Here is a 22,676-nt window from a genome sequence, read left to right on the forward strand (position 1 = left end):
GCTGAATGTGAAGCTCCGAGCGTAAACGCGCTGGCGACGCCGGGGACAGTGCCCAATCCGGGGGACATTGCGTATCGTCGTGAGGGGGCAGCCACCGCTGGATCGCGCAACATCTCACACGTTGGGGTGACAGCCGGGCGACCCGCCTGGAACCGGATGCCGTCGATCCGAGACTGTCGGTGGCCCCGAATAGCATGGACGTCGCAACGTCGCGACTCGATGCCGCGCCGGCGGTCCCGCTGCCCGAAGCAGGCGGCCGCTCGCAGTCGGCGCGCTCGCGCAACACCAGAACTTTCCGAAGGGATCACCGTGGCTGACCGCCTCGTCGTTCGCGGCGCCCGTGAGCACAACCTGCGCGGGATCGACCTCGACCTGCCCCGGGACAGCCTGATCGTGTTCACCGGGCTTTCCGGCTCGGGCAAGTCGAGCCTGGCCTTCGACACCATCTTCGCGGAGGGACAGCGCCGCTACGTCGAGTCGCTGTCGGCCTACGCGCGGCAGTTCCTCGGCCAGATGGACAAGCCCGACGTGGACTTCATCGAGGGCCTGTCCCCAGCGGTGTCGATCGACCAGAAGTCCACCAGCCGCAACCCGCGGTCCACGGTGGGCACCATCACCGAGGTCTACGACTACCTGCGGCTGCTCTACGCCCGCGCGGGCAAGCCGCACTGCCCGACCTGCGGTGAGGCGATCAGCAAGCAGACCCCGCAGCAGATCGTCGACCAGGTGCTGGAGATGCCCGAGCGGGCCAAGTTCCAGGTCCTGGCGCCGGTGGTGCGCGGCCGCAAGGGCGAGTACGTCGACCTCTTCGAGCAGCTGCGCTCCTCCGGCTACGCCCGCGCCCGCGTCGACGGCGCGGTGCACTCGCTCGACGAGCCGCCGAAGCTCAAGAAGCAGGAGAAGCACGACATCGCGGTGGTCATCGACCGGCTCACCGTCAAGTCCAGCGCCAAGCAGCGGCTGACCGACTCGGTCGAGACCGCGCTGCGGCTGGCCGACGGGCTGGTGCTGATCGAGTTCGTCGACCTCGACGAGACCGACCCGGCCCGCGAGCGCAAGTTCTCCGAGAACCTGGCCTGCCCGAACGGGCACGCGCTGGGCGTCGACGAGCTCGAACCCCGCTCGTTCTCCTTCAACTCGCCCTACGGCGCCTGCGTGGAGTGCGCGGGTCTGGGCATCCGCAAGGAGGTCGACCCCGAGCTGGTCGTGCCCGACGAGGACCTCTCGCTCGGCGACGGCGCCATCGCGCCGTGGGCGGGCGGGCACACTGCCGAGTACTTCACCCGGCTGCTGACCTCCCTGTCGGAGGCCATCGGGTTCCGGATGGACACCCCGTGGCGGCAGCTGCCCACCAAGGTCAAGAAGGCGGTGCTGCACGGCACCGACGACCAGGTGCACGTGCGCTACCGCAACCGCTACGGCCGCACCCGCTCCTACTACGCCAGCTACGAGGGCGTCATCCCGTTCCTGGAGCGGCGGCTGGAGCAGACCGAGTCGGACTACGCGCGCGAGAAGTACGAGGGCTACATGCGCGACGTGCCGTGCCCGGCCTGCGACGGCACCCGGCTCAAGCCCGAGATCCTGGCCGTGACGATGGAGAACGAGCACGACGAGCTCTCCATCGCCGACGTCAGCGCGCTGAGCGTGCAGGAGTGCGCTGACTTCCTCAACGCGCTGGTCCTGGGCCCGCGCGAGCAGATGATCGCCGGTGCGGTGCTCAAGGAGATCCAGGCGCGGCTGGGCTTCCTGCTCGACGTCGGGCTGGACTACCTGTCGCTGGACCGCGCCGCGGGCACGCTCTCCGGTGGTGAGGCGCAGCGCATCCGGCTGGCCACCCAGATCGGCTCCGGCCTGGTCGGGGTGCTCTACGTGCTCGACGAGCCCTCGATCGGACTGCACCAGCGCGACAACCACCGCCTGCTGGAGACGCTGAGCCGGCTGCGCGACCTGGGCAACACGCTGATCGTCGTCGAGCACGACGAGGACACCGTGCGCAGCGCCGACTGGGTCGTCGACATCGGCCCCGGCGCGGGCGAGCACGGCGGCGAGGTCGTGCACAGCGGCCCCTACAAGGAGCTGCTGAAGAACAAGCAGTCGCTGACCGGCGCGTACCTGGCGCGGCGCAAGGAGATCCCGGTGCCCACCGAGCGCCGGGTCCCGGACCGCAAGCGGCAGCTGACCGTGGTCGGCGCCCGCGAGCACAACCTGCGCAAGATCGACGTGTCGTTCCCGCTGGGGCTGCTCACCGCGGTCACCGGTGTGTCCGGTTCGGGCAAGTCGACGCTGGTCAACGACATCCTCGCGTCGGTGCTGGCGAACAAGCTCAACGGCGCGCGGCAGGTGCCCGGCCGCCACACGCGGGTCAAGGGCCTGGAGCACGTCGACAAGCTGGTGCAGGTCGACCAGTCGCCGATCGGCCGCACCCCGCGGTCCAACCCGGCCACCTACACCGGCGTGTTCGACCACATCCGCAAGCTGTTCGCGGCCACCACCGAGGCCAAGGTGCGCGGCTACCAGCCGGGCCGGTTCTCGTTCAACATCAAGGGCGGCCGGTGCGAGTCGTGCGCCGGTGACGGCACGTTGAAGATCGAGATGAACTTCCTGCCCGACGTCTACGTCCCGTGCGAGGTGTGCAAGGGCGCCCGGTACAACCGGGAGACCCTGGAGGTGCACTACAAGGGCAAGACGATCGCCGAGGTCCTCGACATGCCGATCGAGGAGGCCGCGGAGTTCTTCGAGCCGATCAACGCGATCCACCGGCACCTCAAGACGCTGGTCGACGTCGGCCTGGGCTACGTGCGGCTGGGTCAGCCGGCTCCGACGCTGTCCGGTGGTGAGGCGCAGCGCGTGAAGCTGGCCAGCGAGCTGCAGAAGCGCTCCACCGGCAAGACGGTCTACATCCTCGACGAACCGACCACGGGCCTGCACTTCGAGGACATCCGCAAGCTGCTCGGCGTGATCAACGGCCTGGTCGACAAGGGCAACACGGTGATCGTCATCGAGCACAACCTCGACGTCATCAAGACCGCCGACTGGATCCTGGACATGGGACCCGAGGGCGGCAACGGCGGTGGCCTGCTGGTGGCCGAGGGCATGCCGGAGTACATCGCCGAGATCGAGGACAGCCACACCGGCCGCTTCCTCGCCGAAGCGCTGGGCTGAGCACCGGACGGGCACCCGCCGGGGGCCCGGTCGCGGTGCGTTTGTAACCTTTCCGCCAATGCGCGGGTCGCCACCACATGGCGGCCCGCGCTTGGACTGCCCGCGGTGAAAGTCATCGGGCGCCGCACCTCTGGTGTCCGCTGACCCGAATGTTCCCGCGCCACATGCGGAAAGGGAGTGCCCGTGGAAGCGCTCAACGACGCGATCGTCGCGCTGAACGACACGTTCTGGCTGTACCTGATCATCCCCGTGCTCGCGGTGCTGAGCTTGTACTTCACCGTTCGCTCGAAAGCCGTCCAGATCCGGATGATCCCGGAGATGGTGCGCGCGATGGGCGGCAAGGCCGAGACCGCCGAGGACGGCGGGAAGGCGATCTCGTCGTTCCAGGCGTTCGCGATCTCCGCCGCCGCCCGCATCGGCACCGGCAACATCGCCGGTGTGGCCACCGCCATCGCGCTCGGCGGCCCCGGCGCGGTGTTCTGGATGTGGATGATGGGCCTGGTCGTGGGAGCGGCCAGCTTCGTGGAGTCCACCCTGGCGCAGCTGTACAAGGTGCGGGACAAGGCCGGTTTCCGCGGCGGCCCCGCCTACTACATGCTGCACGGGCTGCGGGCGCGCTGGATGGGCGTGCTGTTCGCCGTGGTCATCACGGTGACCTTCGGTTTCGTGTTCACCGCCGTGCAGGCCAACACGATCGTCGACGCGATGATCACCTCGGCCGAAGCCACCGGCATGAGCTCGAACGGCTGGTTGCAGCCGGTGCTGGGGCTGGCGCTCGTCGCGCTGACGGCCCTGATCATCTTCGGCGGGGTGCGCCGCATCGCGCACGTCGCCGAGCTGCTGGTGCCGTTCATGGCCGGTCTCTACATCCTGCTCGGCCTGGTCATCGTGGTGCTCAACATCGACGCGCTGCCCGGCGTGATCGGCGACATCTTCGCGCACGCCTTCGGTTTCGAGGCGATCGCCGGTGGCGGCCTGGGCGCGGCGATCGTGCAGGGCGTCCGGCGCGGCATGTTCTCCAACGAGGCCGGCCTGGGATCGGCCCCGAACGCGGGTGCCACCGCCTCGGTCAGCCACCCGGTCAAGCAGGGCCTGGTGCAGACCCTCGGCGTCTACGTCGACACCCTGCTGGTGTGCTCGACCACCGCGTTCATCGTGCTGCTGTCCAACCCGACCTACGGCGACGAGGACCGGGGAGCCTCGCTGACGCAGGAGGCGCTGCAGGCGAACCTCGGCGACTGGTCGCTGCACCTGATGACGCTGATCATCCTGCTGGTCGCGTTCACCTCGGTGCTGGGCAACTACTACTACGGCGAGTCCAACGTCGGGTTCCTGACCCGCAAGCCCGGGCTGCTGACCGGCTACAAGTGGGGCGTGCTGGTCGTGGTGTTCCTGGGCGCGGTCGGTTCCTCGGACCTGGTCTGGAACCTCGCCGACACCACGATGGGCGTGATGGCGCTGGTCAACCTCGCGGCCATCGCACCGCTGAGCGCGGTCGCGCTGAAGCTGCTGCGCGACTACAACGACCAGCGGCGCCAGGGCCTCGACCCGGTCTTCACCCGGGACCGGCTCCCGGAGCTCACCGGGGTCGAGTGCTGGGAACCGCGCGAGACCGCCAAGGCCGAAGTCTAGGGCCGGGCAGGTGCGCGGGCGGGACTGGTCGCACCGGTCCCGCCCGCGCTCTCATCTCATCGCGGTCTGCCCTCGACGCCCGGGCGCAGCTGCCACGGGTAGGGACCGTCGAGGGGGCGGTAGTCGACGCCGAAGGCGTCCAGGCGGGGCAGGTGGTGGTGGGCGAGCCGGTGGCGGAACTCCGCCGGGTCGCGCTCGCTGGTCCAAGCGACCTCGGCGAACGCGCAGAGCCGGGGGAGGTCGCGTAGTCGATGCGGGCGGGCGAGTCCAGGTGCTCGGTCCACACCTGCGCCTGCAGGCCGAGGACGCGCTCGGTCGGCGGCTTGTAGTCGTAGACGTTCTCCAGCGTGTTGAGGTAGCCGACCGGGACCGGCTCGTCGGGGTGGTCCGACTGCCGGTGGTCGAGGTAGAAGTGCGTTTCCGGGCACAGCAGCACGTCGTTGCCCGCCTCGGTCGCGCGGGTGACCGCCTGCGCGTCCTGCCACGCCATCACGATCGTCGCCTGCGGCAGCGAGACGATCTGCATCGCGTCGTCCCACGCGGAGCTGCGGCGTCCGCAGGCGTGCACGTGGTCGAGCAGTCGCCGCAGCAGCGCGCCGTGCGCCGGGGTGGCGCCGGGGACCTCGTCCCCGTCGAGGCAGATCACCGTGGACGGGAAGATCGACATCACGTGGTCGAGCACGTCGCGGAAGAAGTCCACCGTCGCGCGCCGAGGTGCGAGGATGCGGTCGCTGACGCCCCAGGAGTCCCACACCGGCACGGGGCCGCCGGTGCCCAGGTCGGGGTAGGCGGCGATGGCGGCCTGGCCGTGCCCGGGGACGTCGATCTCCGGCACGACCGTGACGTGGTGCTCGGCGGCGTAGGAGACGATCTCCAGCAGGTCCTCGGTGGTGTAGTAGCCACCGTGCGGTTGCCGGTCGTGCTCCGGGACCTCGCCGCGGCCGATCATGGACCGCTCGCGCCACGAGCCGATGCGGGTCAGCTCCGGGTACTGCGGCACTTCGACGCGCCAGCCCTGGTCGTCGGTGAGGTGCAGGTGCAGCACGTTGAGCTTGTGCATCGCCAGCAGCTCGATGAACCGCAGCACCTCCCGCTTGGGCACGAAGTGCCGGGCCACGTCGAGGTGGCAGCCGCGCCAGCCGAAGCGCGGGTGGTCCTCGATCACCCCGCACGGCAGCGACAGCGGATCGTCGTGGACGGGGGAGCGGCGGAACGCGTCCGGCGGCAGCAGCGAGTCGAAGCTCATCCCTTCACCGCGCCGGACAGTCCCGACACCAGGTTTCGCTGGACGAGCACGAAGAAGATCAGAACGGGAATGGTCATCAGCGTCGAGCCTGCCATGATCGCGCCCCAGTCGTTACCCTGCGGGCTGAAAAATACCAGGATCGCCATCGGCAGCGTGTGGTTCTCGGTGGCGGAGATGATGAAGGTCTTCGCGAACAGGAAGTCGTTCCACGCGTGGATGAACGACAACACGCTGGTGGCAACGAGTCCCGGCGCCACGAGCGGGAACAGCACCTGCCAGACGAAGCGGGCGCGGCTCGCGCCGTCGAGCGTGGCGGCCTCCTCCAACTCGACCGGGACCGCCGCCACGAAGCCCCGCAGCATCCAGATCGACAGCGGCAGGCTGAACGCCAGGTGCACCAGCACGAGCGAGCCGAGGTGGTTGAGCCCGAACGCGGGAACTGCTGAACCCACTTGGCGCATCAGGAAGAACAGCGGGATCGTCAGCCGGTGAGCGCCACCGCCGCCAGGAACGACATGAGCAGCGACAGCAGCACCACCGCGCCCGCGACGAGGAGGCTGTTGAGGAAGTAGCCGCCCAATCCGTCCACTGTGAACACCCGGCGGAACCCGTCCAGCGTGAGCGCGGTGGTCCAGGGGCGCGGATCGGTGGACTGCAGCTCGGCTCCCGGCTTGAACGCCGAGAGCACCATCCAGTACAGCGGGAACGCCACCAGCACCGCGATCACGATCGCGGCGGTGTTGGCCGTCATCCGAGCTCGGGTCATGCCAGGACCTCGTTCCCGCGCTGCGCGCGCAGGTGGAGCAGCGTGATCACCAGCAGCAGCGCGGTCATCACCACGCCGATCGCCGAGCCCATCCCGTAGTTCGAGGCGGCGAAGGCCTCCTGGTAGGCGTAGACGTTGAGCACCATGTTCTGCCCGGCCACGCCGCCGCCGTTGGTCATCACGTAGATCTGCGTGAACACCTTGAAGTCCCAGATGATCGACTGGATGGTGGCGATGACCAGCACCGGCAGCAGCACGCTGCGCGCGGTCCGCCACGCCGAAGCGCCGTCCAGCGCCGCGGCCTCCACCACCTCGCCGGGAATCCCGGTGAAGCCCGCGTAGGTGGTGACCAGCACGAACGGGAACGAGCACCAGATCACCTCGGCGGCCACCAGACCGAAGGCGAGGTACTTGTCGTAGGTCCAGGACATGCCGTCCGCACCGCTGATGCCGATGCCGGTCAGCGCCTCGTTGATCAGTCCGAAGTCCTGGTCGAACAGGAACAGCCACACCGTCGAGCCGGCCACGGCCGGTGTCGCCCACGCGCCGATGGCCGCCAGGAACAGCAGCATCCGGGGCAGCGGCGCGGTTCTCGTGGCGAGCACGGCCAGTCCGATGCCCACCGCGAGGCTGCCCAGCACGCAGACCGCGGCGAAGACGCAGGTCTGCAGCAGGATCGTCCAGAACTCGGCGTCGCCGAGCAGCTCCAGGTAGTTGCCGGCGCCCAGGAACTCCAGCGGCGCGCCGCCGGAGGCCTGCGCCTGGCCGTACTCGTACAGCGAGATCTGCACCAGCTGGTAGAGCGGGTAGCCCATCATGGCGACGAGCAGCAGCGCCGTCGGTGCGAGGTAGAGCAGCGCCATCATCGGCCTTCGAACGCCGCGTTCATCTGCGCCGCGGCCTGCGCGGTGGCCTCGGCGACCGGCGTTCCGCCGATGATCTGCTGCACCATCGTCGGCAGCACGCCCTGCGCGTCGATCTTCGACCACGCCTCGGTGCTGGGCACGAAGTGCGTCCCGCCGCGCAGGGTCATCACGAACGGCGCCGCAGCGGGGTCGGGATCGGCGACCTCGCCCTGGACGTCGATGAACGTGGGCAGGTTGCCCATCGAGCCGTACATCTTGCGCTGGTACTCCTTGCCGCCGAGCAGCTGGACGAACTCGCGCGCCAGCGTCGAGCGCTGCGAGGACTTGAGCACCGACAGCAGGTTGCCGCCCGCGAAAGCCGGTGCGGTGGAACCGGTCGTGTCACCGGGCAGCGGTACCACGCCGTACTTGCCCGCCACGCCAGCGTCGACGGCCTTGCGGTTGAAGTCGCCGCCGATGGTCATCGCGGCCTCGCCGGAGGCGAAGGCCTGCACGCTCTGGCTGCCGGTCATGTCGGCGCACTGCTCGGGCGGGCAGGCCCCGCTGGTGATCAGCTTCGCGTAGGCCTCGATGCCGCGCTGCGCTGCGGGGCTGTCGATGGTGGACACCCAGCGCTGGCCCTCCTGGCGCGCGAGAGCACCGCCTGCCGCCCAGATGAACGGCATCAGCGCGTAGTGGTACTTGCCGCCGGTGGCGATCCCGTAGAGCTCGGGCCGCTCGTCGGCGCGGTGTCCAGCGCGGAGGGGGACAGGTCGGCTGATTCGGGCCACTGCGGCAACTTCTCGGTCAGGTCGGCGAGGCCGCCCGCGGCGACGTAGCCCGCGAGGTCGGTGTTGCCGACCTCCGCGACGTCGGGCGCGCTGGCGGGGTCGTTGAAGGCGCCGGTGAAGCGCTCGGATCTGGTCTCCACCGGGATGTACTGCACGTCGACGTCCACACCGGCGTGCTCGCGCTCGAACCGCGCCACCGCTTCGTCCACAGTGGCCTGCTTGGGTGCGCGGTTGGCCTCGTCGAACAGCCACACGCGCAGGGTTCCCGACCGCTCGTCGACGGCCGGTCCGGCCTGCTGGACCTGGGGAGGTCCGCACGCCGCGAGCAGCGCAGCGACGGCGGCGACGATGAGGGCTTTCCTGCGCGCATGGCTGGTCTCCGTTGTGCTGCTCGGTCGTCGGCCCCGGTGTCGGGAAAGCGGATGTTATGGATCCGGACCTCGCCGGAGCAAGGTCCGGACCGTCCTCCGCTGCTGAACTGTGGCCGAGCCGAGCACTGTGAAATTGCCGTACATCACTGGGAAATCGGTGAAGGGTCTGTTGTGGACGGATCAGCCGTGGAAGGTGATCGCCGCGACCGACGGGCACGCGTAGCTGTCCGAGGTGGGGGACAGCGCACCGGTGTTGGCGTCGCGCGCCAGTCGGGTGACGGTGCCCGCGCGCTGGTTGGCCACGAACAGCGAGGTCTCCTCGGGGTCCAGCGCGAAGTGCCGGGGCCAGTTGCCTCCGGTGGGCGTGGCCGCCTTGAACACCAGGGAGCCGTTCTCCACCGCGAAGGTGGCGATGGTGTCGTCACCCCGGTTGGAGGCGTAGACGAACTGGCCGTCGCGGGAGATCGCGATCTCCGCGGCGAAGTTCTCGCCGGTGGCCTCGGGCGCGCGGCTGCTGATGACCTGCCCGGCGGTGAGGTTGCCCGCCTCGGGGTCCCAGCCCAGGACCGTGATCGTCGAGTTCAGCTCGGCCAGCAGGTAGGCCGTGGTGCCCTCGAAGACCAGGTGCCGGGGACCGGTGCCCGCCGGGAGCGTCAGCTGCTGGTGCTGGGTGAGCTCGCCGCCCTCGAAGGCGTGGACGAACACCGAGTCGGCCCCGAGATCGACTGCCACGACCCACTTCCCGCTGGGATCGACGAGGACCTGGTGCGCGTGGGGCTCGGCGCCGGGGTGCTCGACCAGCGAGGTGTTCTCGCCGATGCTCCCGTCCGGTTTGCGCCGGTGCGCGGCCACCGTCCCGTCGCCGTAGTTCGCGGTGAGGATGAACGCCCCGCTCGGGTGCACCGACAGGTGCGTGGGCGCGTTCCCACCGCTGGGCGCGCTGTTGATCAGCCGGGGTTCGTGCGAGCTGACGTCGATCGCGGTGATCGACCCCTGCGGCCGCTCGTTGGTGACGTACAGGAACTCGTGGTCGGGGGACCAGGCGAAGAACGAGGCGTCGGCGACGCCCGGGAGGGTTCCGGAGGGCGTGAGCAGCCCGTTCATGTCCCGCATCGCGATGTCCACACCCCGCCCCGCGGGTTGCGAGCTGGTGTAGCTGCCGATGAAGGTCATCAGCCCTGCGTGCGCCTGGTGCACCTGGTGCGCGGCGGCCGCGCCCTGCCGCCCGGCGGCGGAAGCGCACCCGGCGGTCGCCCCGGCGACCCCCAACGCCCCGACCGCGCTCAAGAACCCACGACGCGAAAACGAACCACCCACAACGTTCTCCCTGCTGGACGACAAAGCAGGAGCGAAGTCTGTCGCAGCGCGGACAAGGTGGACTAGACCAAAACGGCCTAACTCGGCCCCCGCCGAAGGGGCGTGCCGTCACGCCACCAGGAGCGACATCCCCGCAGCCATCCCGAACGCCACCAGCGACAACAGCGTCTCCAGCACGGTCCAGGTCTTGAGCATGTCGGCGACGGGAATCCCGAAGTACCGGGAGATGATCCAGAAACCCCCGTCGTTGACGTGCGAGGCGATGATCGACCCGGCCGCGATCGCCACGGCGATCAACGCCAGCTGCGCCTGCGACAACCCCGCAGAACCCACCAGCGGAGCCACGATCCCGCCGGTGGTCACGATCGCCACGGTCGCCGACCCCTGAGCGATCCGCAGGCCGCTGCTGATCACGTACGCCGACACGATCATCGGCAACCCCACGCCCTGCAGCGACCCGGCCAGCGCGTCCCCGACACCGGTCTCGGCGAGCACCTTCCCGAAGAACCCGCCCGCGCCGACGACCAGCAGCAACATCCCCAGCGGGCGCAGCGCACCGCTGGTCAGCTCGGACAGGTCCCGCCCGGTCATCCCGCGCCGCGTCCCCAGCAGCCAGAACGACAGCAGCACGGCGATCGTCAGCGCCACGGTCGGGTTCCCGAGGAAGGTCAGCACCGACAGCACGGCGCTTCCCTCCGGCAGGGTGATGCTGCCGAAGGTGGCGCCGAGGATCAGCACCATCGGCAACCCGATGATCAGCGCGACGACCGCGAGCGAAGGGTCGCGCTGCCCCTCGCGCTTGGCCGCGAGCTCGTCGGCGGTGGCCAGCATGTCGGCGGGCACCGGCAGATCGATCCGCTTGCCGATCCACACCGGGTAGAGAAGCCCGGCCACGACGAACGCCGGCAGCCCGCAGACCAGTCCCATCAGGATGATCCAGCCCAGGTCCACGCCCAAGAGCCCGGCGGCCACGACCGGACCGGGGTGCGGCGGCAGGAACGCGTGGGTCATCGACAGCCCGGCCACCAGCGGGAGGCAGTACAGCAGGATCGACCGCTTGCCCTGCCGCGCCACCACGTACACCAGCGGCGCGAGCACGAAGATGCCGATGTCGAAGAACACCGGGATGCCGAAGACCAGCCCGGACAGCCCCATCGCCAGCGGAGCCCGGTTCTCCCCGAACGCCGCCAGCAGCTTGCGGGTCAGCAGCTGCGCGCCGCCGGAGGCCTCCAGCATCGACCCGAGGATGGTGCCGAGACCGATGATCGCGGTGATGTGCCCGAGGATGCTGGCGAAACCGCCTTCGAGCAGCGAATCGCTGCTCTTCTGCGCGGTGCCGACGACGTCCTCGACGGGCAGCCCGGCGGCCAAGGCGATGAGCAGCCCGCTGACCAGCAGCGCGATGAACGGTTCGATGCGGAACCGGATGATCATCACCAGCAGCACCGCGATCCCGGCCGCGCACAACGTGAGCAATCCGGACGTCTCGTGCTGCAGCCAGTTGAGGAACACGGGATCTCCTAGCGGTCCTTGCGCAGCGCGCGTCCGGGGAGTGCGTCGGTGCGGTTCCCGCCGTCGATCACCGGCACACCGTTGACCAGCACGTGCGGGATGCCGACGGCCTGCTGCCGCGGCTGGTCGAAGGTCGCGGTGTCTCGGACCGCCTCGGGGTCGAACAGCACCAGGTCGGCCACGTGGCCCTCCCGGACGCGGCCGCGGTCGGCGAGGCCGAGCCGGTCGGCGGGCCGCGAGGTCATGTTCCGCACGCACTCCTCGAGCCCGAGCACGCCGAGTTCCCGCACGTAGTGGCCGAGGTAGCGCGGGAAGGTGCCCCACGCCCGCGGGTGCGGGCGCGCACCGACCAGGAGTCCGTCGCTGCCCGCGGTGTGGGTGCGGTGGCGCATGATCGCCCGCACGTTGTCCTCGTGCCCGACGTGCATCAGGCACGACGCGCCGAGCTGCTCGCTGACGAGCACGTCGAAGTAGAACTCGGTGGGCTGCGCGCCGACGGCCAGCGCGGACTCGGCGACGCTGCGGCCCACGAGGTGCGCGTTGCCGGACTCGCGGACGCCGTTGATCTCGATGGTGTTCCAGTCGACCGGAACGCCGTGGCACCCGTCGGAGCCCTCGACCTCCAGCACGTCGCGAATCCGCCGCCGCTGCGCGGGATCTCGCAGGCGCTCCAGGGTGGTGGTGACGCCACCGGCCATCGCCCAGCTGGGTAGCAGCGCGTGCAGCGAGGTGCTGCCCGGCAGGTACGGGTAGGAGTCGAGGGTGATGTCGCAGCCGTCGTCGAGCGCCGCGTCCAGCATCGCCAGCAGCTCTCCGGCGCGACCGGCGTTGACGCCGAAGTTCATCGTCGCGTGCGCCAGGTGCAGCGGGCAGCCGGAGGCGCGGCTGACCTCGACCATCTCCTCGTAGGCCGCGAGCGCCCCCGCGCCGTAGCTGCGGTGGTGCGGGCTGTAGTAGCCGCCGTGCGCGGCCACGACCTCGCACAGCGCGGTCAGTTCCGCGGTGTCGGCGTACATCCCGGGCGTGTAGGTCAGCCCGGAGGACATCCCGAACGCGCCCTGCGCGAGCGAGTCGGCGAGGACCTCGCGCATCCGGTCGAGCTCGTCCTCGGTGACCGGCCGGTCCTCGTAACCGGCGCACAGCAGGCGCAGCGTGCCCTGCGGGACGAGGTAGGCGGCGTTGGTGGCGATGCCGGCGTCGAGCCGGTCGAGGTATTCGGCGACGCTGCGCCAGTTCCAGTCGAAGTCCTGCGGATCGTCGTTCCACCCCGCCAGCTGGGTGCGCAACGTGTCCAGGGTGGCGTCGTCCACGGGGGAGTAGGAGAGCCCGTCCTGGCCGATGACCTCCAGCGTCACGCCCTGCGAGACCTTGGCGGTGTGGTCCGGTTCGGTCAGCAGCCGCAGGTCCGAATGCGCGTGCATGTCCACGAACCCGGGCGCCAGCACGAGCCCGTCGGAGTCGATGCGGCGGCGGCCGCTCAGCGTTCCGGCTCCGGCGATCTCGACGATGCGTCCGCCGGCCACGCCGACGTCGGCGAGGAACGCCGGGCCGCCGTCACCGTCGACGACTCGCGCGCCGCGAAAGACGATGTCCACAGTGGATCTGTTCCTCCGGTCACACGCCGGGCACTCGGTCCGCGCCGGGTGGTCGAATGGTAAGTACCATTCCCCGGGAAAGCAATGGAGATCGATTCCGGCCGAATTCCCGCTTCACGACACCGAAATCCGTGGAAGGACACCGACATGAGCAGGACCGTGGTCAGCACCGACGCCGCTCCCAAGCCACCGGCGAACATCCCGCTGTCGCAGGGCGTGCGCAAGGGCAACATCCTGCAGGTCTCCGGTCAGACCGCGGTCGACCCGGCGACCGGCAAGGTCGTCGAGGGCGGTGTCGCCGAGCAGACCGAGCAGTGCCTGCGCAACGTCATCGCCATCATCGAGGCCGAGGGCGGATCGCTGCAGGACGTGCTGATGCTGCGCGTCTACCTCACCGACACCTCGCAGTTCGCCGAGATGAACGAGGTCTACGCCTGCGTCGTCGGCGAGCCCTTCCCGGCCCGCACCACCGTCTACGTCGGTCTGCCCGCCGGTCTCCTCTGCGAGATCGACGCCCTCGCCGTCCTGGACTGAGCCGGGTGAGGCGGGTGGAAGTTTCGGTGGGAACTTCCACCCGCTCAGAAGTAGGCGCGGACCAGGTCGACGACCTCGTCGCCGTCGACGACCGGGATGAGGCTCCACTTGTCCAGCACCGTGCACGGGTGGGACAAGCCGAAGCCGATCCAGTCGCCGACCCGCACCTCGGCCCCGGTGAGCTTGAGGAACGCGTGCTGGTCGGCCAGGCCGGACAGGTGGCAGGAATCCCCGGCCAACTCCCACACCTCGCCGTCGCGCCGGACCACCTGCGGTTCCGGCAGCCCCTGATCGAAGGAGACGTCGCGGCGCCCCATCGTCAGCAGCGCCAGGTCCGGCTCCGGCTGCGACATCACCTGCGCCCAGATCCGCATCGCGGGCCGGAACGGCGGCTCGGCCCCGGCCAGCCGGTGCTCCCGCCCGAACGGTGAGCGCACCCGGTAGAAGCCGTCGTCGTGCAGCAGGTACCCGCCGCTGCGCAGCACCGGCACCACCGGCAAGCCCTCCGGCCACGGCCGGGTCAGCGCCTCGGCGACCTGGTCGAAGTAGGCGCTGCCGCCCGCGCTGACGACGACCTCGCCGAGCCCGTCGAAGTAGCCGGCCTCGGCGAATTCCGCCACCAGGTCGCGGAACTCGTTCAAGTAGTCGTCGATCGCCGACAACGAGGACGCCTCGACGTCGTGCGCCACCTCGCCCTCGTAGCCGGACACCCCGACCAGCCGCAGCCGCGGCTCGGCGGCCACCGCAGCCGCCACCGCGCGCGCCTGCGACGCGGTCCGCGTGCCGGTCCGGCCGCCGGCAACGCCGAACTCCACCAGCACGTCCACCGGGCGGGTCCCGCCGTGCTCGGCCAGTGCGGCGGCCATCAGCTCGACCCCGCGCAGCGAATCCGCGTAGCAGCAGAAGGAGAAGTCCGGGTCGGCGTCGAGCTCCGAGGACAGCCAGGCCAGCCCGTGCGGGTCGACGAGCTCGTTGGCGAACAGGACCCGCTGCACCCCGAACGCCCGGTACACCCGCAGCTGGCTGACGTTGGCGGCGGTGATGCCCCACGCGCCGTGCTCCAGCTGACGTTCGAACAGCCGCGGCGCCATCGTGGTCTTGCCGTGCGGTGCGATCTCCAAGCCGTGCTCGCCGCACCAGGCCGCCATCGTCCGGAGGTTGTGCTCCATCGCCGCGTCGTCGAGCGTCAGCAGCGGTCCGACGAAACCGGCCTCGAACAGCTTCGGCCGCCGCGCCAGGAACTCGCCCACCGTCGTGCCGGAGGAATCCGCCGGCATGCCCTTGAACCGCCAGTCGATGATCTCGTCGCGCAACGCGCGGACCGCTCCTGTGTTGATCCCTGCGGGCACTGCCGCCTCCTATTGCGCATTTTGCAACGAATGTTGCGCGACGAACGACTCTGGTGTGTAGCATTGCCCGCTTCGTCGAGTCAACGATGATCGGAGACGCCGGTGAGTCAGAGCCTGGAACGCGGACTGGCCGCGCTCACCGCGCTGGCCGAAGGTCCGCAGACCCTCGACGGCCTCGCGCAGCGGCTCGGCGTGCACAAGACGACCGCGATGCGCCTGCTGCGCACGCTGGAATCCGGACGCTTCGTCCGCCGCGAGGACGCGCACCGCTACCGCCTCGGCAGCACCGTGTTCGCCCTGGCCCACCAGGCGCTGGACGACCTCGACGTGCGCGACGTGGCCCGGCCGTTCCTGACCGGGTTGGGGGAGCGCAGCGGCCACACGGTCCACCTGGCGACCCTCGACGACGACCAGGTCGTCTACATCGACAAGGTCGACAGCATCCACCCGGTCCGGATGTACTCCCGCATCGGCCGCCGCGCCCCGCTGCACTGCACGGCGGTGGGGAAAGCGCTGGTGGCGGACTTGTCGCAGCAGAAGCGCGAACGGCTCGCGCAGCGGATCCCGTACCCGAAGCTCACCCCGAGCACGATCGAATCACCCGCCCGCTACCTCGCGGAGCTGGAGCAGGTCCGGTCGCAGGGCTACGCGGTGGACCGCAGCGAGCACGAGGAGTTCACCCACTGCATCGCCGCCCCCGTCCGCAACCACCGGGGCGAAGCGGTGGCCGCGATGTCCATCTCGGTGCCGAAGGTGCTCCTGTCCTGGAACGACCTGCTCGGCTGGCTCCCGGACCTGAGCCGCACGGCGGCGGACATCTCCCGGGAGCTCGGCCAGCGTCAGTAGACCGGACCCGTGTACTTCTCGCCCGGGCCCTGGCCCGGGGCGTCGGGGTGGGTCGAGGCCTCGCGGAACGCGCGCTGCAGGGACTGCAGGCCGTCGCGCAGCGGGCCGGCGTGCGGTCCCAGGTACTCCACCGAGGCCGTGATCAGGCCGGCCAGCCCGGTGATCAGGCGGCGGGCCTCGTCGAGGTCGCGGACCGGGGCGGTGTCGGGGTCCTCGTCGGCGAGCCCGAGCTTCTCCGCGGCGGCGGACATCAGCATCACCGCAGCGCGGCTGATCACCTCGACGCTGGGAACATCGGAGAGGTCGCGTACGTTGAAGTCGACATCCGCGTCGTGTGCCGGCTCGCCGGCGCCGGTCGTGGTGTTCGGGGGAGTGGTTGGCTGCGGTTCGGTCACGCCTGCTACCCTGACACGCACGACCAGCCCCCGCTGCGGCGGGGGCGGCAAAGTGGAGCCCCGCTCCCACCCGAGCAGCCGCCGAGGCCGCCGGGTTCCGGTCCTGTCGACGTCCCGTGTGGCGTCGGTGGTGCGAACGGTATCGGCTGATACCGGTTCGATCGGTTTGGAGTCAGGGTCCCGCGGTGTTCGCGCGAGCGAACGGCCGGCGGGACTTTTGCATTCCGGGGTGAGCTCTACACGCCGTGGTGTGCAGTAACACAGCCATCGAACCGAGGAGGCCCCATCAGCTCCGAGACGCGCATCAACGACCGCATCCGGGTTCCGGAAGTCCGACTCGTCGGACCCAACGGTGAGCAGGTCGGGATCGTCCGCATCGAGGACGCCCTGCGCCTTGCCCAGGAAGCGGATCTGGACCTTGTCGAGGTCGCCCCGCAGGCGCGCCCGCCGGTCTGCAAGCTCATGGACTACGGCAAGTTCAAGTACGAGAGCGCGCAGAAGGCTCGCGAATCGCGTCGCAACCAGCAGCAGACCGTCATCAAGGAGCAGAAGCTCCGGCCGAAGATCGACCCGCACGACTACGAGACGAAGAAGGGCCACGTGTCCCGCTTCCTCGGTCAGGGTCACAAGGTCAAGGTGACGATCATGTTCCGCGGTCGCGAGCAGTCGCGGCCCGAGTTGGGCTTCCGCCTGTTGCAGCGACTGGCCGATGACGTTTCCGAGCTCGGGTTCATCGAGGCGAACCCGAAGCAGGACGGTCGGAACATGATCATGGTTCTAGCGCCGCACAAGACCAACAAGACCAAGCCCAAGGCCAACGCGTAAGCACTGCGCCAGGGCTCGTGATGTGAGGCCGGGTCGGGACGCCGACAGCGCCCCCGCCCGGCTCCAGTACGAAACGAGGACGGAAGATGCCGAAGAACAAGACCCACAAGGGCACCTCGAAGCGCTTCAAGGTGACCGGTTCGGGCAAGCTGCGGCGCGAGCAGGCCGGTCGCCGGCACATCCTGGAGAAGAAGTCCAGCCGTGTCACCCGTCGCCTCGAGGGCACCGAAGCCGTCGCCAAGGCCGACGTCAAGCGCATCAACAAGCTGCTGGGTCGCTGACGCCGACTTCCCCGCTGCACCCCCGAGGGAGCAGTAGTCCGGCATCGCAAGCCATCCAGCCACCCGCATTGGGCGGTCGAAACCGCCGCCCCCGATGAGATAACAGGACGGACCCCGTGGCACGCGTCAAGCGGGCGGTCAACGCCCAGAAGAAGCGCCGCACAGTTCTCGAGTCGGCCCGTGGTTACCGCGGTCAGCGCTCCCGGCTGTACCGCAAGGCCAAGGAGCAGATGCTCCACTCGATGACCTACTCCTACCGGGACCGCCGCGCCCGCAAGGGCGAGTTCCGGAAGCTGTGGATCACCCGCATCAACGCCGCGACCCGGCAGCACGGCCTCAGCTACAACAAGTTCGTGCAGGGCCTGAAGGCGGCCGAGGTCGAGGTCGACCGCAAGATCCTGGCGGAGCTCGCCGTCAACGACCCGCAGGCCTTCGAGGCGCTGGTCGACGTGGCGCGCAAGAACCTGCCGGAGAGTGCGGCCTGATCGCCGAACGCACTTCCGATCCGCGACCCGGGACCCCGCTCACCGAGCGATCGTCCCGGGTCGCGGTCGCTCGTAAGCTCACCCGCCGCGCAGGCCGGGAGAAGGCCGGCGCGTTCCTCGCCGAGGGCGCGCAAGCCGTGGGCGAGGCGCTGACCGCGCACGCCGACGACCGGCTGCGGGTGCGCGAGCTGTTCGTCACCGAGCAGCCGCGGCACGCCGAGCTCTCCGAGCGCGCCGTGCTGGCCGGCGTTCCGGTGCACGAGGTGACCGACAAGGCCGCCGCGTCGCTGTCGGAGACGGTCACCCCGCAGGGCGTGGTCGCCGTCTGCGACCTGCCCCGCACCGATCCCGCGAGCGCCCTGGCGCAGCGGCCGGAGCTGGTCGCGGTGCTGGTCGGCATCGCCGACCCGGGCAACGCCGGGACCGTGGTGCGGGTGTCCGACGCCGCCGGTGCCGGTGCGGTGCTGTTCGCCGGGGACACCGTCGACGCCTACAACGGCAAGGCGGTGCGCGCCTCCACCGGCAGCCTGTTCCACCTGCCGGTGGCCCGGGACCGCGACGTGAGCGCGGTGCTGGCGGCCTGCCGGGACGCCGGGCTGCGCCTGGTCGGCGCCGACGGCTACGCCACCGGCGACCTCGACACCGCCGACCGGGCGGGTGAGCTCGCCGAACCCACCGCGTGGGTGTTCGGCAGCGAGGCGCACGGCCTGTCCGACGAGGTCAAGGCCCAGCTGGACACGACGCTGCGGGTGCCGCTCTACGGCCAGGCGGAGAGCTTGAACCTGGCCACGGCAGCCGCCGTCTGCCTCTACGCTTCGGCGCGTGCCCAGCACCGCTGAGCTCGGGCGGAACGGATCACCGCGCAACGCGATGGACGCCGTCGCCTAGAATCGCCCATGTCAGCTTGCGGCTTCGCACCGAAGAGTCGTATGCAACCTCAGCAGGTTCGCAGGCCCAGCCACCTGGCAGAACAGGGACCTGGCCGATGATGCCTGTGGGATCAACGGGAGTCACGCACTAACGATGTCTGGAGCCAACGACTCGTACGACCCGAAAGAGGTCGCCGCGCTGTCGCAGGAGACGCTGGACGCCGCGGTCGAGGAGGCCAAGAAGGCCTTCGTCGCCGCTGCCGATCTGGACGAGCTCGCCGCGGTCAAGCCCGCTCACCTCGGCGACCGCTCGCCGCTGCTGACCGCTCGCCGCGAGATCGGGGCGTTGCCGCCCAAGGCCCGCTCCGAAGCGGGCAAGCGCGTCAACCAGGCCCGCGAGGCCATCCAGGGCGCCTTCGACGAGCGCCGCGCCACGCTGCAGGCCGAGCGCGACGAGCGCGTGCTGCGCGAGGAGTCGGTCGACGTCACGCTGCCCTGGGACCGCGTGCCCACCGGCGCCCGGCACCCGATCACCCAGCTCGCCGAGCAGATCGAGGACACCTTCGTGGCGATGGGCTGGGAGGTCGCCGAGGGTCCCGAGCTGGAAGCCGAGTGGTTCAACTTCGACGCGTTGAACTTCGGCAAGGACCACCCGGCGCGCACCATGCAGGACACCTTCTACGTGGCGCCGGAGGACTCCGGCCTGGTGCTGCGCACGCACACCTCGCCGTCGCAGGTCCGCGCGCTGCTCAACCGCGACCTGCCGGTGTACGTGGTCTGCCCGGGCCGCACCTTCCGCACCGACGAGCTCGACGCCACCCACACCCCGGTGTTCCACCAGGTCGAGGGCCTGGCGGTCGACAAGGGCCTGACGATGGCGCACCTGAAGGGCACCCTGGACGCCTTCGCCCGCTCGATGTTCGGGCCGGAGTCCAAGACCCGGCTGCGGCCCTCGTACTTCCCGTTCACCGAGCCGTCGGCCGAGATGGACATCTGGTTCCCGGAGAAGAAGGGCGGCGCCGGCTGGGTCGAATGGGGCGGCTGCGGCATGGTCAACCCCAACGTGCTGCGCGCCTGCGGCGTCGACCCCGACGTCTACACCGGGTTCGCCTTCGGCATGGGCCTGGAGCGCACCCTGATGTTCCGCAACGGCATCCCGGACATGCGCGACATGGTCGAGGGTGACATCCGCTTCACCCAGCCGTACGGCATCTAGCAGGTCTGCCGATGGTTGATCCGCGCTGCGGCTCCGCCGCTTCGAGGACACCCGTCACGACCGTCCCCGACATCACTTACCTGAACGAGAGAAGGGCCTGACCAAGTGCGGATTCCGGTTTCCTGGCTGGCCGAGCACCTCGAGCTGCCCGAGGAGACGACCGCGGAGACGCTGGCAGAGGCGTTCATCCGGATCGGGTTGGAGGTCGAGGAGGTCGAGCACCTGACGCAGGTGCGCGGCCCGCTCGTGGCCGGTCGCGTCGCCGAGATCGAAGAGCTCACCGAGTTCAAGAAGCCGATCCGGTACTGCAAGGTCGAGATCGGCGCCTCCGAGGAGGGCGAGCAGAAGCTGCAGAACATCATCTGCGGTGCTCGCAACTTCTCCGAGGGCGACCTGGTCGTCGTCGCGCTGCCCGGCACGGTGCTGCCGGGTGAGTTCGAGATCAGCTCGCGCAAGACCTACGGCAAGCTCAGCGAGGGCATGATCTGCTCCGCCAAGGAGCTGGGCCTCGGCGAGGACCACGACGGCATCCTGGTGCTGCCGCCCGGTTCGGCCGACCCCGGTGACGACGCGGTGGACCTGGTCGGGCTCGACGACTCGATCATCGAGCTGGCCATCACGCCCGACCGCGGCTACTGCTTCTCGGTGCGCGGACTGGCCCGCGAGCTGTCCAACGCGCTGGACGTGCCGTTCGGCGACCCGGGCACCCGCCCGGTGCCGGAGGACGACAAGCCCTCGCGCGGTGTCGAGCTGCGCGATTCCCAGGCGTGCTCGCGGTTCGTGCTGCGCCGGGTCACCGGCGTGGACCCGACGGCGCCGAGCCCGTGGTGGATGCGCCGCCGCCTGGCGCTGGCGGGCATCCGCTCGATCTCGCTGTCGGTGGACGTCACCAACTACGTGATGCTGGAGCTGGGTCAGCCGCTGCACGCCTTCGACGCGACGAAGGTGGCTGGTGACCTGGTGGTCCGCCACGCCGAGAGCGGCGAGAAGCTGACCACGCTGGACGGGCAGGTCCGCGCGCTGGACCCCGACGACATCGTCATCGCCGACGACTCCGGCGTGGTGTCGCTGGCCGGTGTCATGGGCGGCGAGAGCACCGAGATCGGCGACGGCACGCACGACGTGCTGATCGAGGCGGCGAACTGGGACCCGGCCAACATCGCCCGCACCATCCGCCGCCACAAGCTGCCCAGCGAGGCGGGCAAGCGCTTCGAGCGCACGGTGGACCCGGCCGTGGCGCCGGTGGCCGCCGAGCTGGCCGCGCAGCTGCTGGTCCGCTACGGCGACGGCACGATCGCACCAGGCCGCACCGACGTCGGCGAGCCGAAGTCGCCGGCCCCGGTGACGATGCCGCTGGCGCTGCCGGACAAGGTCGCCGGTGTCTCCTACGAGCGCGGCGTGACCGCGCGACGGCTGACCCAGATCGGCTGCAAGATCGACCTGGGCACCTCCGACGACGGCGTCGGCCTGATCACCGCGACCCCGCCGTCCTGGCGTCCGGACCTGACGCAGCCGTTCGACCTGGTCGAGGAGGTGCTGCGGCTGGAGGGCTACCACACGATCCCGTCGGTGCTGCCCGCCGCGCCGCCCGGCCACGGCCTGTCGGCCGCGCAGCGCCGCAAGCGCGCGGTCTCCCGCGCCCTGGCCGGTGCCGGCTACGTCGAGGTGCTGCCGTTCCCGTTCACCGGCAAGGAGACGCTGGACGCCTTCGGCCTCGCCGAGGACGACGAGCGCCGCCGCACGGTGAACGTGCTCAACGCGCTGGAGAGCGACAAGTCGCAGCTGACCACGACCCTGCTGACGGGCCTGCTGGACACCTTGCAGCGCAACGTCTCCCGCGGTCACCGCGACGTCGCGCTGTTCCACATCGGACAGGTCAGCCAGCCGTCGGCCGACCAGCCCGCGGTGCCGGAGGTCGGCGTCGACGGCCGCCCCACCGACGAGCAGATCGCGGGGCTGCTGGCGGCGTTGCCCGAGCAGCCCACGCGCGTGGCGACGGTGCTCGCGGGTCAGCGCGAGCTGGCCGGCTGGTGGGGCAAGGGCCGTGCCGCCGATTGGGCGGACGCCATCCAGGCGGCTCGCGTGGTGGCCTCGGCCGCCGGCGTCGAGTTGGCGGTCCGCAACGCCGAGCACGCCCCGTGGCACCCGGGCCGCTGTGCCGAGCTGCTGGTCGGCGAGCAGGTCGTGGGCCACGCCGGTGAGCTGCACCCGAAGGTCGTCGAAGCGCTGGGCCTGCCCAAGCGCACCAGCGCGATGGAGCTCGACCTCGACGCGCTGCCGCTGGTCGAGCGCCGCACCGCGCCGGACATCTCGGCGTACCCGCCGGTGCTGATGGACGTGGCGCTGGTGGTCGACGCCTCGGTCGCGGCCTCCGACGTCGTCGAAGCGGTCCGCACCGGCGGTGGCGAGCTGCTGGAGGACGTCCGCCTCTTCGACGTCTACGCGGGCGAGCAGCTGGAGCAGGGCAAGAAGTCGCTGGCCCTGGCCCTGCGCTTCCGCGCCCCGGACCGCACCCTCAAGCAGGAGGAAGCCACCGAGGCCAGGGACGCAGCGGTCAAGTCCGCAACCGACCGCCTCGGAGCCACCCTCCGCGCCTGACGCACCACGCAGAACGGCCCCGCCCCGGGAAGTCCCGGGAC

16 protein-coding genes and 3 pseudogenes are annotated in these 22,676 nt (G+C 70.2%); 10 read left to right on the forward strand and 9 right to left on the reverse strand.

From position 1 onward, the window contains the following. Positions 1–309: 309 nt before the first annotated feature. A complete protein-coding gene (gene uvrA, locus R4I43_RS24935; RefSeq protein ID WP_324268128.1) occupies positions 310–3,162 on the forward strand; it encodes an excinuclease ABC subunit UvrA in 2,853 nt (950 codons plus the stop codon). A gap of 183 nt (positions 3,163–3,345) precedes the next feature. Continuing rightward, a complete protein-coding gene (locus tag R4I43_RS24940; RefSeq protein ID WP_324268129.1) occupies positions 3,346–4,794 on the forward strand; it encodes an alanine/glycine:cation symporter family protein in 1,449 nt (482 codons plus the stop codon). 56 nt (positions 4,795–4,850) lie between these two features. On the opposite strand, the pseudogene R4I43_RS24945 reads toward R4I43_RS24940, so the two are convergent. The 7 genes and pseudogenes from R4I43_RS24945 to R4I43_RS24975 all read right to left on the reverse strand — a co-directional run. After that, positions 4,851–6,025 (reverse strand): annotated as a pseudogene (locus tag R4I43_RS24945) (beta-N-acetylhexosaminidase); the annotation flags it as partial. A gap of 11 nt (positions 6,026–6,036) precedes the next feature. Beyond that, a pseudogene (locus R4I43_RS24950) lies at positions 6,037–6,806 on the reverse strand (carbohydrate ABC transporter permease). After that, positions 6,803–7,669, reverse strand: coding sequence for a carbohydrate ABC transporter permease (locus R4I43_RS24955; RefSeq protein WP_324268130.1), 867 nt, complete (start codon positions 7,667–7,669; stop codon positions 6,803–6,805). The pseudogene R4I43_RS24950 and the gene R4I43_RS24955 overlap by 4 nt, the downstream one beginning before the upstream one ends. Then, positions 7,669–8,792: pseudogene (locus R4I43_RS24960) on the reverse strand (extracellular solute-binding protein). The gene R4I43_RS24955 and the pseudogene R4I43_RS24960 overlap by 1 nt, the downstream one beginning before the upstream one ends. A 201-nt stretch (positions 8,793–8,993) precedes the next feature. After that, positions 8,994–10,100, reverse strand: a complete 1,107-nt coding sequence (locus R4I43_RS24965) for a lactonase family protein (RefSeq protein WP_324268131.1) — start codon at positions 10,098–10,100, stop codon at positions 8,994–8,996. Positions 10,101–10,238: 138 nt separating this feature from the next. After that, entirely contained in the window at positions 10,239–11,642 is a 1,404-nt protein-coding gene (locus tag R4I43_RS24970; protein WP_324268132.1) for a GntP family permease, read from the reverse strand. An 8-nt stretch (positions 11,643–11,650) separates the two neighbouring features. Beyond that, positions 11,651–13,237 (reverse strand): N-acyl-D-amino-acid deacylase family protein, encoded by a 1,587-nt coding sequence (locus tag R4I43_RS24975; protein WP_324268133.1) that lies wholly within the window; start codon positions 13,235–13,237, stop codon positions 11,651–11,653. Positions 13,238–13,384: 147 nt separating this feature from the next. On the opposite strand from R4I43_RS24975, the gene R4I43_RS24980 reads away from it, so the two are divergent. Next, positions 13,385–13,771 carry a RidA family protein gene (locus R4I43_RS24980; protein WP_324268134.1) on the forward strand — a complete coding sequence of 129 codons (387 nt, stop codon included), beginning with the start codon at positions 13,385–13,387 and terminating at the stop codon, positions 13,769–13,771. 44 nt (positions 13,772–13,815) lie between these two features. Here R4I43_RS24980 and R4I43_RS24985 read toward each other — a convergent pair whose 3' ends face one another. Next, the gene (locus tag R4I43_RS24985; protein WP_324268157.1) at positions 13,816–15,048 is read right to left on the reverse strand and encodes an amino acid deaminase; all 1,233 of its coding nucleotides are present in this window, start codon (positions 15,046–15,048) and stop codon (positions 13,816–13,818) included. Between the two features lie 174 nt (positions 15,049–15,222). Here R4I43_RS24985 and R4I43_RS24990 point away from each other — a divergent pair, with 174 nt between their 5' ends. Beyond that, entirely contained in the window at positions 15,223–15,966 is a 744-nt protein-coding gene (locus tag R4I43_RS24990) for an IclR family transcriptional regulator (RefSeq protein WP_324268135.1), read from the forward strand. Here R4I43_RS24990 and R4I43_RS24995 read toward each other — a convergent pair. Next, positions 15,960–16,361, reverse strand: a complete 402-nt coding sequence (locus R4I43_RS24995) for a DUF1844 domain-containing protein (RefSeq protein WP_324268136.1) — start codon at positions 16,359–16,361, stop codon at positions 15,960–15,962. The genes R4I43_RS24990 and R4I43_RS24995 overlap by 7 nt on opposite strands. 285 nt (positions 16,362–16,646) lie before the next feature. On the opposite strand from R4I43_RS24995, the gene infC reads away from it, so the two are divergent. The 6 genes from infC (at position 16,647) to pheT (ending at position 22,635) form a co-directional block, all read left to right on the forward strand. Next, entirely contained in the window at positions 16,647–17,186 is a 540-nt protein-coding gene (gene infC / locus R4I43_RS25000) for a translation initiation factor IF-3 (RefSeq protein ID WP_093416880.1), read from the forward strand. Between the two features lie 86 nt (positions 17,187–17,272). Beyond that, on the forward strand, positions 17,273–17,467 hold the full coding sequence (gene rpmI / locus R4I43_RS25005) for a 50S ribosomal protein L35 (protein ID WP_093415814.1): 195 nt from the start codon (positions 17,273–17,275) through the stop codon (positions 17,465–17,467). A 116-nt stretch (positions 17,468–17,583) separates the two neighbouring features. Beyond that, positions 17,584–17,952 (forward strand): 50S ribosomal protein L20, encoded by a 369-nt coding sequence (gene rplT / locus R4I43_RS25010; RefSeq protein WP_093415812.1) that lies wholly within the window; start codon positions 17,584–17,586, stop codon positions 17,950–17,952. Further along, positions 17,952–18,791 carry a TrmH family RNA methyltransferase gene (locus R4I43_RS25015; protein WP_324268158.1) on the forward strand — a complete coding sequence of 280 codons (840 nt, stop codon included), beginning with the start codon at positions 17,952–17,954 and terminating at the stop codon, positions 18,789–18,791. Before rplT ends, R4I43_RS25015 begins: the two co-directional genes overlap by 1 nt. Positions 18,792–18,975: 184 nt before the next feature. Beyond that, complete coding sequence (gene pheS, locus R4I43_RS25020; protein ID WP_324268137.1) at positions 18,976–20,037, forward strand: phenylalanine--tRNA ligase subunit alpha; 1,062 nt, start codon at positions 18,976–18,978, stop codon at positions 20,035–20,037. A 105-nt stretch (positions 20,038–20,142) separates the two neighbouring features. Further along, positions 20,143–22,635: a phenylalanine--tRNA ligase subunit beta gene (gene pheT, locus R4I43_RS25025; RefSeq protein ID WP_324268138.1), complete on the forward strand. Its 2,493-nt coding sequence runs from the start codon at positions 20,143–20,145 to the stop codon at positions 22,633–22,635. Positions 22,636–22,676 lie beyond the last annotated feature (41 nt).

The organism is Saccharopolyspora mangrovi (assembly GCF_035320975.1).
In the GTDB taxonomy this organism is placed as follows: domain Bacteria; phylum Actinomycetota; class Actinomycetes; order Mycobacteriales; family Pseudonocardiaceae; genus Saccharopolyspora; species Saccharopolyspora mangrovi.